Annotated in this window: 7 protein-coding genes; 2 read left to right on the top strand and 5 right to left on the bottom strand. The window is 64.1% G+C overall.

Going from position 1 to position 14,081, the window contains the following annotated elements; genetic code table 11:
• The first annotated feature begins 67 nt into the window (after positions 1-67).
• Entirely contained in the window at positions 68-3,340 is a 3,273-nt protein-coding gene (locus tag OX462_RS13675; RefSeq protein ID WP_409028685.1) for a PAS domain-containing protein, read from the top strand.
• Here the strand turns inward: OX462_RS13675 and OX462_RS13680 are convergent.
• Genes OX462_RS13680 through OX462_RS13695 form a run of 4 tightly spaced genes read right to left on the bottom strand, consistent with a single transcriptional unit; the run spans position 3,334 to position 11,799 of the window.
• On the bottom strand, positions 3,334-6,219 hold the full coding sequence (locus OX462_RS13680) for a hybrid sensor histidine kinase/response regulator (RefSeq protein ID WP_409028686.1): 2,886 nt from the start codon (positions 6,217-6,219) through the stop codon (positions 3,334-3,336). The two genes, OX462_RS13675 and OX462_RS13680, sit on opposite strands and share 7 nt — an antisense overlap.
• A gap of 7 nt (positions 6,220-6,226) precedes the next feature.
• Complete coding sequence (locus OX462_RS13685; protein ID WP_409028687.1) at positions 6,227-7,417, bottom strand: hybrid sensor histidine kinase/response regulator; 1,191 nt, start codon at positions 7,415-7,417, stop codon at positions 6,227-6,229.
• The gene (locus OX462_RS13690; RefSeq protein WP_409028688.1) at positions 7,407-8,288 is read right to left on the bottom strand and encodes a CheR family methyltransferase; all 882 of its coding nucleotides are present in this window, start codon (positions 8,286-8,288) and stop codon (positions 7,407-7,409) included. The genes OX462_RS13685 and OX462_RS13690 overlap by 11 nt, the downstream gene beginning before the upstream one ends.
• 28 nt (positions 8,289-8,316) lie before the next feature.
• Positions 8,317-11,799, bottom strand: coding sequence for a response regulator (locus OX462_RS13695; protein ID WP_409028747.1), 3,483 nt, complete (start codon positions 11,797-11,799; stop codon positions 8,317-8,319).
• Between the two features lie 281 nt (positions 11,800-12,080).
• On the opposite strand from OX462_RS13695, the gene OX462_RS13700 reads away from it, so the two are divergent.
• Positions 12,081-12,533: an Hsp20/alpha crystallin family protein gene (locus tag OX462_RS13700; protein ID WP_070218889.1), complete on the top strand. Its 453-nt coding sequence runs from the start codon at positions 12,081-12,083 to the stop codon at positions 12,531-12,533.
• Positions 12,534-12,637: 104 nt separating this feature from the next.
• Here the strand turns inward: OX462_RS13700 and OX462_RS13705 are convergent, their stop codons facing one another.
• Positions 12,638-13,984 carry an MFS transporter gene (locus OX462_RS13705; protein WP_070288561.1) on the bottom strand — a complete coding sequence of 449 codons (1,347 nt, stop codon included), beginning with the start codon at positions 13,982-13,984 and terminating at the stop codon, positions 12,638-12,640.
• Positions 13,985-14,081 lie beyond the last annotated feature (97 nt).

The raw sequence follows: 14,081 nt of genomic DNA on the forward strand, positions 1-14,081 counted from the left end.
CTGGGATTCGCTTGAGAAGAGAGCAACACTTTAGCATAGGGCCGCGTGGAGGGAGAGATCAAGGGGCATGCTGTTTTCCTCCTGCAAGAGCGTTGCCCCATGGTATATTTCGGGCATCAGTTTTCCCCTTATCGACACGGTGCACGCAAACAACATTCTTTCCTTGCTGGACGCCGAGCATAGTGCGCTGGGCAGCATCGCGGCAGGCGCCGACCTGGCCCATGCATTGGAGCATTTGTTGCTGGCGCTGCAAGACCTGGCCGAGGGCGGCGCGCATGCCTGCCTCGTGCTTATCGACGAGGCCGACCGCTTTTGCGGCTTGTCCGCGCCCAGCCTGCCGCAAGACCTGTGCCTGGCCCTGCGCCACGGCGGCGAACAGCCTTCTCCATTCGGCACGGCGGCCTTTTCCGGCGCGCCCGTATATTGCGGCGATATGACGCGCGACGTGAACTGGAGCGCCGGACGCAAGGAAGCCATGCTGCACGGCTACCGTGCCTGCTGGGTCGCCCCCGTCTTTGGCGCGAAGGGGCATATCCTGGGCGTGCTGGGCCTGTTTTTCCAGGCGACATGCCATCCCACGCAACCGGAAATCGAACTGCTGGCGCTGGCTGCGCGCGTGGCCGCGCATGTCATCGAGCGGGGCCAGCTGGAACAGGCGCTGCACGACAGCCGCGAACACTTTCATTACGCCATCGAGCTCAACACACAAGTGCTGTGGACGGCCGACCTCGACGGCAAGCTCGACTATGTAGCGCAGCGCTGGCGCGACTGGACGGGCGGCAGCGGCCTCGGTACCAGCTGGCTGGACGCCATCCATCCCGAGGACGTGCCCCGCACACTGGCGGCGTGGAGCGAAGCGGTGGGCAGCGGCCAGCCCCTGGACCAGGAAATGCGCGTGCGCCGGCAGGATGGCCAATACCGCTGGGTGCATTCGCGCGCGTATTGCCGGCGAGACGAACGCGGCCAAGCCGTGAAATGGTATGGCTCCTGCGAAGATATCGACGAACACTGGCAGGCGCGCAACGCCTTGCTCGACAGCGAGGCGCAGTTCCGTTCGCTTGCCTCGACCATGCCCAACCAGGCCTGGCTGGCGCATGGCAGCGGCGCCACCTACTGGGTCAACGAACAGGTGTGCGAATACACAGGGCAATCGATGAAGTCGCTTGTATCGAGCGGCTTTCGCCACTGCGTGCATCCGGACGACGTGCAGATCACGCAGAAAAGCTGGGACCGGGCCGTCGCCACCGCCAGCGCCTATGAGCAGGAGTTCCGCATGCGCCGCGCCAGCGACGGCGCCTACCGCTGGTTCCTGGCGCGCGCCTTGCCCCTGTTCGACGAGGCGGGCAAGGTACTGCGCTGGGTGGGCACGAATACGGACGTGCAGGAACAGAAGAACGTGCTGGAAAAGATGGCCTACCTGAATTCCTCGCTGGAAGTGGAAATGGCCAACCGCACGGCAGAACGCGACCGCATGTGGCGGCTGTCCACCGACATTATGCTGGTGGCGGACCTGTCCGGCATGATCATTGCCGTCAACCCCGCATGGAGCAAGATCCTCGAGCGCCCGGAAATCGAATCGCTGGGCATGGACTTCATCAGCCTCGTGCATCCCGACGACCGCATGGCGGCCCTGCAGGATTTGTCGCGCCTGGCCCACGGCGCGCCCACCTTGCGCATGGAAAACCGCTACCGCCGCCGCGATGGCGGCTACCGCTGGATTTCCTGGACGGCCGTGCCGGCGCAAAAGCTGATTCACGCCATCGGCCGCGACGTCACCGATGAAAAAGAGGCGCGTCTGGCGCTCGTGCGCAGCGAGCAAGCCTTGTTGCAGGCGCAAAAGCTGGAATCGATCGGCAAGCTGACTGGCGGCGTGGCCCATGATTTCAATAACGTGCTGCAAATCATCTCCGGTAATTTGCAGTTGCTGAAGCTGACCGTGGCCGATAATCCGCAGGCGGCCAGGCGCCTCGATTCAGCCGCCTCGGCCGTCGAGCGGGGCGCCAAGCTGTCGTCGCAACTGCTGGCCTTTGCACGGCGCCAGCCATTAAAACCGCTGGTGACGGACCTGGGCCGGCTGCTGCGCCGCATGCACGAGCTGATCCGCCGCGCCCTGGGTGAGGCGATTACCGAGGAAACCTTCATCAGCGAAGGCTTGTGGCATACCCTGGTCGACCCGAACCAGATGGAAAACGTGCTGCTGAACATGGCCATCAATGCGCGCGACGCGATGGACAAGGGCGGGCGCCTCACGTTTACCTTGAGTAACGTCACGCTCGACGCCGCCTATGCCAGCCTGCATGCCGATGTGCTGGAGGGGCAATACGTGCTGCTGACCATCACGGATACGGGCCACGGCATGGAGCGCGACGTGATCGACCAGATATTCGAACCGTTCTTCACGACGAAAAAGGAAGGCGAGGGCACGGGCCTGGGCCTGTCCATGGCGTACGGCTTCATCCGCCAAAGCGCGGGCCACATCAAGGTGCATAGCGCGCCGGGCGCCGGCACGACGTTCAAGATATATTTGCCGCGCTCACTGGAAAAGCTGGCCGAACCGCCGCCTGGCCTGACGGGCCCCGTGCTGGGCGGCGGCGAGACCATCCTCGTGGTGGAAGACGACGCGCCCGTGCAGCACACGGTGGTCGACATGCTGCGCGGCCTCGGCTACGACGTGCTGCATGCGGACGACGGCGCCTCGGCGCTGGCCCTGCTGGGCACGGGCGTGGCCATCGACCTGCTGTTTACGGACGTCGTCATGCCCGGTCCCGTCAGCAGCAAGGAGCTGGCGCAGCAGGCGAGATTGCTGCTGCCGGACCTGGCCGTGCTGTTTACCTCGGGCTATACGCATAACGCCATCATGCGCGGCGGGCGCTTGGACGCTGGCGTCGAGCTGTTGAGCAAACCCTACCGGCGCGAAGACCTGGCGCGGCGCATCCGCCATTTGCTGGCCGACCGCCGCCTGGTGGGCGCGCCCGATCCGTCCGGGCGGCGCATCCTGCTGGTGGAGGACAATGACGATGCGCGCGAAATGACCACCGAGATGCTCAATATGCTGGGGCACACCGTGCACGGCGTGGCCAGCGCGGAAGCGGCCATGCCGCTGTTGGCCATGCCGGGCCTGGACGTGCTGGTGACGGACATCAGCCTGCCCACCATGTCCGGCCTGGAGCTGGCGCGCCATGCGCGCGCGCACTGGCCGCAGCTGGAGGTGGTGTTTGCTTCAGGACACGACTGGGGCGCCAGCCTGATGCAGGACGCCAGCGCGCGCTTCCTGCGCAAGCCGTTTGGCCTGGAAGAGCTGGCCAGCGCACTGAAGGCACGCCGGCTCGACGTCTACTGACCTGGCGGCAGCAAGGCCCGCTGTAATTGCTTGACGGTAAATGGTTTCACCAGAAAGCGCGCCTGCGGGTCGAGCACGCCGGAATTGGCCGGCGCATGGCCGGTGGAAAACACCACTTCCAGCTGCGGATAGTCGCGCGCCGCCAGCTCGGCCAGCTGGACGCCCGACATCTGCGGCAGGCTGATATCGGTCAGCAGCAGATCCAGTCCCGGCGTGCCCAGCAGCGGCAGGGCTTCCTCGGCCGTGCCCACGGCCAGCACCGTGTGACCGAGCATGGCCAGCAGTTCGCTCGTCATGGCGCGCGCGTCGGCATTGTCTTCCACCAACAGGATATGCCTTCCCTCCGGCAGCGCCGGCGCAGGCTGCGGCGCCAGCTGCGCACGGTACTGGTGCAGGGCCGTCACATGGCGGCCGTTGGCCAGCAGGTGGCGGATGCGCCGCGCCAGGTCTTCGCGCCGGTAGGGCTTGCTCAGCAGCTCGACGCCCGGCTCCAGGCGGCCGCCCTGCATGATGGCGTCCTGCGTGTAGCCCGAGGTAAACAACACGGCCAGCTGCGGCAGCAGCAAGCGGGCCTGACGCGCCAGTTCCGTGCTGGCTACCTTGCCCGGCATTACCACGTCCGTAAACAGCAGGTCGATGGGCACGCCGCTGCCGACGATGGCCAGCGCGCTTTCGCCGTCGCTGGCGCGCAGCACGACGTAGCCGAGGCCGCGCAGCATGTCCACCACCGTCGTCTGCACCTGCACGTCGTCTTCCACGACGAGGATGGTTTCCTTGCCGCCCAGCACGGGTCCGCCCAGTTGCAGCGGCAGTTCCGTTTCCGCTTCGAGCGAGCGCGGCAGGTAGATGCGGAAGGTGCTGCCGTGGCCCGGCAGACTGTCCACCGTCAGGTGGCCGCCGCTCTGGCGCAGGAAGCCATAGGCCATGCTCAAACCCAGGCCCGTGCCTTCGCCTTCGCTTTTGGTCGTGAAGAACGGTTCGAAAATCTTGTCCAGCAGTTCGGCGGGAATGCCCGTGCCCGTATCCGAGACGGCCAGCTGCACGTAGTCGCCGGGTGCCACGTCCGCATGGCGGGCCGCGTAGCCGCTGTCCAGCACGCTGTTGCTCAGTTCGATGGTCAGCTGGCCCTGGCCATTCATGGCGTCGCGCGCGTTGATGGCCAGGTTGAGGATGACGTTTTCCAGCTGGTGCGGGTCGACCAGGGCGCGCCAGCAGTCGTCGGCCAGCAGCAAACGCGTTTCGATGGTTTCGCCCGTGGCGCGCCGCAGCAGCTCTTCCGTCGAACGCAGCAGTTGCGCCAGGTCCGTCACCAGCGGTTTCAACGGTTGACGCCGCGCAAAGGCCAGCAGCTGGGCCGACAGCTTGGCGCCCCGTTCCACGGCGGACGAGGCGCTGGCGATGCGCTTGGCGGCCAGCGGGTCGCCGTCCAGGGTCATCTGCAGCAGCTGCAGATTGCCCGAAATAATTTGCAGGACGTTATTGAAATCATGGGCCACGCCGCCCGTCAGCTTGCCCAGCGCTTCGAGTTTTTGCGATTGCAGCAGCGCCATTTCGCTGTGGCGCAACGATTCCTGCATGCTGAGCAGGGTGCTTTGCGCTTCCTTTTCCAGGGTGACGTGGCGCCCGGTGGCAAACACCAGGTCGCCTTCGGTCGCCGCCACCCACGACAGCCAGCGGTGGCCGCCATCGCGGTGCCGGTAGCGGTTTTCAAAGCTGGGCATGGCTTCACGCGACACTTGCGCCAGCGCCTGGCGCGTGGCGGCCGCATCCTCGGGCAGCACGAAGTCGAACAGGCTGCGGCCCAGCATTTCCTCGGGCAGCCAGCCCAGGATGGCGCTGGCGGCCGGGTTGACTGCGGTAAAGCAGCCGTCCGCATCGATGGCCACCATCAGGTCTTGCGCGCTGCGCCACAGCCGTTCGCGCTCGCTGTTGCGGGCGGCCAGGTCCGCTTCCAGTTTCTTTTCCACGGTGATGTCGCGCGCGCTGCAATACACTTTCTCGCCCTCGGGCACGGCCACCCACGACAGCCAGTGCCAGCCGCCCAGCTTGTGGCGGTAGCGGTTTTCGAAGCGTAGCGCCGGCTGGCCCTGGTTGGCTGCCTCCCAGGCCGCATAGGTGCGCGGCAAGTCTTCGGGATGGATCAGTTCAAAAAATTTCGTCGTGCGGATTTCCTCGACCGACCAGCCCAGGGTGGCTTGCCAGGCGGGGTTCGAGTGTTCGAAATAGCCGTCGAGGTTGAGCACGCCCAGCAAGTCGGGGCTGACGTTCCATGTGCGGCCGAACTCGCGCGTGCGCTCGGCCACCTGTGTTTCCATGGTGGCGCTGAGGTCGCGCAGGCGCGATTCCGCCCTGGCCCGCAAAATGGTCGACCAGACCCGTTCCGACACTTGCACGGCCAGTTCGATTTCGTCCGCATGCCACAGCCGTGCCGCGCTGCTGTGCACGACGAACAGGGCCGCCAGCCGGCCTTCCTTGGCAATGGGAATGTTCAGGAAGGCACGGATGCCCAGGCGCGCAAACGTGGCCAGCGCGGCCGGCATGGCCGTGCGCGGGTCGCTCGCTACATCGCTGACGGCCAGCGCCTGGCCGGCGGCCAGCGCATCGGCCAGGCGGGCGGCATAATCGCCGAGGAAATATTCGCCGGTGGCGCCCGGCGCCAGGCCGTCGCTCCACGCATGCTGCAGGGTAGGGCATTGCAGGGTCTGGTCGATATCGAAACAGGCCACTTGCTGGGCGCCCAGACGCTGTCCCAGCAGCTGCGCTGACAGGGACAGGATTTCGCCCGTGTCCTGCAGCAGCCGCAGCCGGCGTTCCAGTTGCAGCAAGAAGGCGACGCCGCTGGCGCCGGATTGGCTGCGGGGGGCGGGTGTGCTGCTCATGCCGGCCTCAACTGCCGGCCAGCGGCAGGGTGACGCTGAACAGGGCGCCATTGCCGGGCTGGCTTTGCAGGGTGATGGCGCCGCCATGCGCATCGACCAGCTGCTTGGTGATGAACAGGCCCAGGCCCAGGCCGCCCGTGCGGTCCTGGTGCATGACGCGCTCGAAGGCGTCGAAGATGCGTTCCTGGTCACGCGCATTGATGCCGATGCCATGGTCGCGCACTTCGATGACGGCGCTGTTCTGCGTGTGCGCCAGGCTGATTTCGACGGGCTGGCCCTGGCCGTAGCGCACGGCATTGCTGATCAGGTTGACGACGATCTGTTCGACGCGGAAGGCATCCCAGTAACCCTGGATGGGTTCGAAGGCCAGCACTTCCAGCACGCTGCCCGTGGCGGCCGCATACGGGCCCAGGTCGTCGGCCACCCGGCGCACCAGGCTGGTCAGGTCGACCGATTCGCGGCGGATCGACAGCTTGCCGCTGGTAATGCGCGACACGTCGAGCATGTCGTCGATCAGGCGCACCATGCTGCGGATTTGCCGCCCGTCGCGCGCCACCATCTTGCCCAGCTTTTCAGGCTCGAAGGCGGCCAGATTGCCCCGCTCGAGGTTCACGGTGCGCATCTGCGTCTCGAGGAACAGCGTGTTCAGGGGCGTGCGCAGCTCGTGCGCCACCATGGACATGAATTCGTCGCGCAGGCGCAGCGAGCGCTGCAGTTCAGCCTGGGTGGCGCGCAATTCCTTCAATAACGCTTCCTGCTGCTGGCGGCTGTGCTCGAGCGCCTGCACCTGGCGCCGCGTCTCGCTGCGCTGCTGGTGCAGGGCGACGAACACGTTGACCTTGCTTTGCACGGCATTGATGTCGAGCGGCTTGTGCAGGAAGTCGACGGCGCCGCTTTCATAGCCCTGGAAGGCGAAATTCATTTCCTTGCCGGCCGCCGTGACGAAGACGATGGGGATATGGCGCGTCTTTTCCGTACCGCGCATCAGTTGCGCCAGCTCAAAGCCATCCATTTCCGGCATTTGCACGTCGAGGATGGCCAGCGCGAAATCGTGTTCGAGCAGCAGGGCCAGCGCTTCTTCGCCGGACGAGGCCTGGTAGACGCTGCGGTCGCTCTCGCGGATCAGCGCATTGAGCGCGCGCAGGTTTTCCGGCAAGTCATCGACGATCAGCAGTTTGGTGCTTGTTTCATTCATCATGTTTCAATCCTGGCATGTGCCGCCCAGCGTAATGGGAAGCGGCGTGCGACGGCGCACGCTTGCGGTAGAGCTTTTCGGGACCCGGCAATGGCTCGAAGTCGGCGGCAAAGCGCGTGAAATGCGTGCTTTCCTTGCTGCCCAGGCCCAGGAAACCCCGGTGGCACAGCGAGTCGTGGAACAGACCCAGGGCCCGCTCCTGCAAGGTTTTGTTGAAGTAAATCAGCACGTTACGGCACAAAATCAATTGCGTTTCGATAAAAACGCTGTCCGTGGACAAGCTGTGGTCGGCAAAGTTGATACTGTCGAGCAGACGCTGCTGGAAACGCGCCGTGGCGTGCTCGACCGTGTAGTAGTCGGCCAGCTGGCCCAGGCCGCCCGCTGCCAGGTAGTTGGCGCCATACTCCTCGAGCCGGTGCAGCGGATACACGCCGCGCGCGGCCGTGGCCAGCGCCTGCGGATTGATGTCGGTGGCGTAGATCGTACTGCGTTCGAGCAATCCTTCCTCGTGCAGCACGATGGCCAGCGACAGCGCTTCTTCGCCCGTGCAGCAACCGGCCACCCAGATGGTCGGCGACGGGTAGGTTTTCAGCACGGGCACCACGTGTTCGCGCAAGGCGAAGAAAAACGCCGGGTCGCGGAACATTTGCGTGACGGGCACGGTCAAAATCTGCAGCAGCTTGGCAAAGCTGGCTGCGTCGTGCAGCACCTGCTGTTGCAAGGCAGGCAAGTCGGCGCAATGGAAGCGCTCGAGCGCCTGGTTCAGGCGACGGCGCTGCGAGGGCAGGGAATAGTCGCGAAAGTCGTAGCTGTAGCGCTGATAGATGGCTTCCATCAACGCGTGCAGTTGCTCGTCCGTGTAGCGCGGGGACATTAGCGGCTTTCCATCGCGTGGCGTGGCATCAGATGCGTTCCATCTTCGGCATCCACACGCGCAGCAAGGAATACAGACGGTCCAGGTCGATCGGCTTGGCCAGGTAATCGGATGCGCCCGCCTGCAGGCATTCTTCCTGGTCATTCTTCATGGCCTTGGCCGTAATGGCGATGATGGGCAGCTTGTTGTAGCGGCCATCGGCGCGAATGAGACGCGTCGCTTCCAGGCCATCCATGCCCGGCATCATGACATCCATCAACACCAGGTCGATATCGTCCACGCTGTTGAGCTTGCTGATGGCTTCGAAGCCGTTGCGGCCGATTTCCACCACCACGCCTTTCTGTTCCAGCGCATTCGTCAGGGCAAAGATGTTGCGCACGTCGTCGTCCACCAGCAAAATCTTGCGTCCTTCAAACACGCGCTCGCGGCTGCGCACCTGTTGCAGCATGCCCTGGCGCTCGCTTGACAGTTCCGACTCCACCTTGTGCAGGAAGAGGGTCACTTCGTCGAGCAGGCGCTCGGGCGAACGGGCGCCCTTGATGATGATCGAGCGCGAATATTTCATTAAATCCGCTTCTTCCTCGCGGCTCAGGTTGCGGCCCGTGTAGACGATGACGGGCGGGAACGAGCACAATTCTTCATGTTCCATGCGTTCGAGCAATTCGTTGCCCTGGATGTCGGGCAGCTTCAAGTCGATGATCATGCAGTCGAAAATTTGTGTCTTCAGCAGTTCCAGCGCCTGCTCACCCAAGGCCACGGCCGTGATTTCCACGTCGTTGTCGCTGATCAGGTGCACCACGCTTTCGCGCTGGCGTTCGTCATCCTCGACCAGCAGGATGCGCTTCATCTGCTGCGTGAATTTTGATTCGAGCTTGTGGAACACTTCCTTCAATTGTTCGCGCGTGCGCGGCTTGGTGGCGTAGCCGATGGCGCCCAGCTGCATGGCTTCCTGGATCTGGTCGTTGCCGGAGACGATGTGCACGGGAATGTGGCGGGTTATCGGGTTTTCCTTCAATTGCTGCAAGACCAGCAAGCCAGGGCGGTCCGGCAAGCCCATGTCGAGCAGGATGGCGTCGGGCAGGAATTCTTCCGCCAGGCGCAAGCCTTCGTCTGCGCCGTGCGCCACCAGGCAGCGGTATTGCATTTCATGCGCGAGGTCGAACAGGATGCCGGCAAACGACGGCTCATCCTCGATCACCAGCACGGAACGCTGGCCCGTCTTGGCGGGGGGCACGCTATCGCGGTCATCTTGGAACGTGGGCAGCGGCACGGGCTTGGCGGCGGGGGCCGCCTTCGGTGCGGCGGCCGCGGTTTTTGCGGGCGCTTGCGGCGCGGCGTGGGGCGCTGCCGCCGCCTCCACCGCCCGTTCCGGCATGACGGCCGGCAACACCAAGGTAAACGTGCTGCCCTGGCCCGGCGTGCTGGCCAGCTCGATGCCGCCGCCCAGCAAGGCGGCCAGGTCGCGCGAAATCGACAGGCCCAGGCCCGTGCCGCCATAGCGGCGGCTGGTGGTGCCGTCGGCCTGGTGGAAGGCGTCGAAAATCTTGTGCTGCTGGTCGTCGGCGATGCCGATGCCCGAATCCTGCACCTGGAAGCGCACTTGGCCGGCCGCATCGGCGCTCACGTGCAGGGACACCGTGCCCGCATCGGTAAACTTGATGGCGTTCGACAGCAGATTTTTCAGGATCTGCTCCAGGCGCTGGCGGTCGCTGACGAAGGACGGCGGCGTGTCCGGCGCCACCTTGGCGTCAAATACCAGTTTCTTTTGTTGCGCCTGGGCGCCGAACAGCATCTTCATGCTGCTGAGCAGCTCGTCGAAAGGCACGGCGTCCGGCGTCAACTCCAGCTTGCCCGCCTCGACTTTGGAAATGTCGAGGATGTCGTTGATGAGGGTCAACAGGTCATTGCCGGCCGAATAAATGGTTTGCGCAAACGTCACTTGTTCCGGCGTCAGGTTGCCGCTGCTGTTGTCGGACAACAGCTTCGACAGGATGAGCGAGCTGTTCAGCGGCGTGCGCAGCTCATGCGACATGTTCGCCAGGAACTCGGATTTGTAGCGGCTGGCCCGCTGCAGCTCTTCGGCGCGCGCTTCCAGCTGGGCGTGCGCCTGGACGATCGCCATGTTCTTCTGGTCCAGCGACAGCGCCTGCACGGCCAGCTGCTCGTTCGACTGTTCCAGCGCCGCTTTTTGCTCTTCCAGGTGGGCTTGCGACTGTTCCAGCACGCGCGATTGCTCACCCAGCTCTTCATTGGCCGTGCGCAGTTCTTCCTGCTGCACTTCCAGTTCTTCATTCAATTGCTGCGTTTCTTCCAGTACATTTTGCAGGCGCTGGCGGTACAGGGCCGCTTCCAGCGACGTGCCGATATTGCTGCCAATCAGGTTCAGCCACTCCTTGGCGCGGGCGCTGACGGGATGCGTAAAGCCCAGTTCGATGACGCCGTTGACGACGCCTTCATTGTTGACGGGCACCAACACCAGTTCCAGCGGCGCGCCGCTGCCCAGGCTCGACGTCACGGTCAGATAATTCTCGGGCACTTGCTGCACATGCTTGAGGCGTTTTTCGCGCGCCGTCTCGCCCACCAGGCCTTCGCCCAGCTTGAACACCTGTTTTTCCTTCACGCCCTGTTCGTTGAAGCCGTACACGGCAGTACGGCGCAGGCTGCCATCCTCGTCGACGACGTACAGGGTGGCCACGGCCACGTCGAGGCGGTGGGCCAGGAAGTCCAGCACGTGCCGTCCCAGTTGCGGCAGGCCCAGCTGGCCGCTCGTGTGGGCCGCCAGTTCCGTCTGTCCCGTGCGCAGCCATGCTTGCTCCTGCAGCACGTCGTTGTCCTTGCCGCGCTGCTCGAGCGCATCGTTATAGATATCGGACAGGCGCAGCAGTTCGCGCCGTCCCAGGTAGGCGAGCAAGCCGGACATGCCCAGGCTGAGGATCAGGAACACCACCACGGCCAGCATGGTGCGGCCCTCGGCCGAGTCTGCCCGCTCCTGGCGCAGGCGCTGTTCCATGGACAGGAAGGTGAGGAATTCGCGGCGGATTTCGTCGAATTCCAGCTTGCCTTCGCCCTGGCGCACGCGCGCGAGGAATTCCTGGTTGTTGCGGCGCTGGGCGATCACGGCTTCCGCGTACTCCATCCACTGGCCTTGCAGCGCGCGGATGCGGCGCAGCCGGTCCACCTGGATGGAGTTGTCCGACACCAGCTCGAGCAGCGTGTTCATTTCCACGGCGATCTTTGCCTTGCCCGATTTATACGGCGCCAAAAACGTTTCATCGCCCGTCAGCAGGTAGCCACGCATGCCTGTTTCCAGGTCGACGGACAGCTTCATGACCTCGTTGGCGTTGCCGATCACCCGTTCGGAATGCTCGACCGAGCGCAGGGCCGAGAGCAGGTAGGCGATCAAGCCGACAAAGACGAGGGCCGTGACGATCCCGATAAGCAGCGGCAAGGTAACGTTGCGGGCGAGGATGCGGCGAAAGCTGAAGGAGTCGATCGGGGTCTTGGTATTCATCATGTCCGTGTAAGGCTGTCGCGAAAAAGTCAATTTTAATTGAAATGCAAGGTTTCTGGTGGTCAAGCATAGCGTGCGCTAGCATAACAGTCTTGCGCTAAATTGCCGACGCGTAAGGCGATGCAAAGCGCGCCAGCGCACAGATGATCGTCGGGGAAAAATCAAGCTGGCCGCGATTGAGGCAGATCAAAGAGACAAACGGTTCGCATCCTAAGATGCAGGAGGTGGCGGCGTCCCTGCGACGACCGCCGTGTGCAAACCAACCCATGCAGGAGGACATCATGGCTAATCAATTGATGCGTCGCGATCCGCAAAACCCGCTGGCACGTTTCGACCCGTTCAGCGACATGGAAGATTTCATGCATGACTTTTTCGCGCCCGCCTTGCGCTTGCGCGATGCGGGTTCGTCACGCATGCGCGTCGATATTTCCGAAACCGAGCAAGCCTATCAGGTGCAGGCAGACATTCCAGGCGTCAACAAGGACGATATCAAGGTCTCCATCGACGGGAGCCGCGTCTCCATCAGTGCCGAACTCAAGGATGAAAGAGTGACGCGCGACGGCGGCGGCAAGACCGTGCGCAGCGAACGCGAGTATGGCCAGCAATACCGCAGCTTCGTGCTGCCGCACGAGGTGGACGAGGCCGGCGCGCAGGCGCGCTATGAAAATGGCGTGCTGCTGCTGGACTTGCCGAAGAAGGAGGGCACGGGCGGGCGGCAGCTGGCGATACAGTAAGCCTGGCCAAGGAGCGGGCATGAAAAAACGCCGGACGGTGCCGGCGTTTCTTGGGTATTGTCGGGTGGCAGCACGCTGCCACCCGATTTGCCTCTATATATATGTCAGTCGCGGATTTCCAGCGCCCGGTTCAGGCTCAGCGCGGCCAGCGAGGCGACGGCGCCCGACAGCAGGTAGAAGCTGACATAGGCGAGGCCGAAGTTGGCCGACAGGCCCAGCGCCACCAGCGGGGCGAAACCGGCGCCGACCAGCCAGGCCAGGTCGGACGTCAGGGCCGCGCCCGTATAGCGGAAGCGGGCAGGGAAGTTGGCCGTCACGGCGCCGGCAGCCTGGCCGTAGGACAGTCCCAGCAGGCTGAAGCCCACGAGGATGAACACATTCTGGCCGGTATTGCCGCCGCCCATCAGGGTCGGCACGAAGGCGCTGAAGATGGCGATCAGCACGGCCAGCACGCCCAGGGTGGTGCGGCGGCCCACTTTATCGGCCAGCAAGCCGGAAATCACCACGCCGATGGCGGCCAGCACGGCGCCGAGCATCTGGATTTGCAGGAAGTCCGGGGCCGAACGCGTCTGGTAGACGGAAATCCACGACAGCGGGAACACGGTGACCAGGTGGAACAGGGCGTAGCTGGCCAGCGCGGCGAGGGCGCCGATCAGCACGTTGCGGCCCTGGCCGCGGCTCATTTCAAACACGCTCACGGGCTGCAGTTCGCGTTCGTCGAGCAGGCGCGCATATTCATTCGTCGACACCAGGCGCAAACGGGCAAACAGGGCCACGACGTTGATGGCGAAGGCGACATAGAAGGGATAGCGCCAGCCCCAGTCGAGGAAGTCTTCATCCGTCAGGCTGGTCAGCATGAACCAGAACAGGCCGGCGGCGATCAGGAAGCCGGCGGGCGCGCCCAGCTGGCCCAGCATGGCGTACCAGCCGCGCTTGTTTTCCGGCGCGTTCAGGGCCAGCAGCGATGGCAAGCCATCCCAGGAACCGCCCAGGGCGACGCCCTGGCCGATGCGCAGCACGGACAGCCAGATGATGGCGGCAAAGCCCAGGTGGGAGTAGGTCGGCAGGAAGGCGATGCCGGCCGTCGACACGCCCAGGAGGAAGAGGGCGAACGTCAGCTTGGCGCTGCGTCCCATGCGGCGCTGGATTTCCATGAAGATCACGGTGCCGAACGGACGGGCGATGAAGGCGAATGAGAAAATCAGGAACGCATATAACGTCCCTTCCAGGCGTTCTTCGAACGGGAAGAAGACGCGCGGAAACACCAGCACCGAGGCGATGGCGTAAACAAAGAAGTCAAAGTATTCGGAAGCGCGGCCGATGATCACGCCGACGGCGATCTCACCGGGGTCGATATGCGATTCGACCGTACCGGCCCCGCGTGCGTCGCGCAGGGAGTGGGGGGAAAAGTCGGCGGGTACATCGCCGCTGTGTGTGCGCGTGCTGGACATGATGATCGTCTCCAATATCGTTTCGAGTTCGGCCAACGCGTAACTTACCCCGGGTGTCTCACGCCCGGAGCAGGACTATTCATTAGATAGTTGTAGG

It is taken from the genome of Janthinobacterium aestuarii, from assembly GCF_046113285.1.
GTDB lineage: Bacteria > Pseudomonadota > Gammaproteobacteria > Burkholderiales > Burkholderiaceae_D > Janthinobacterium.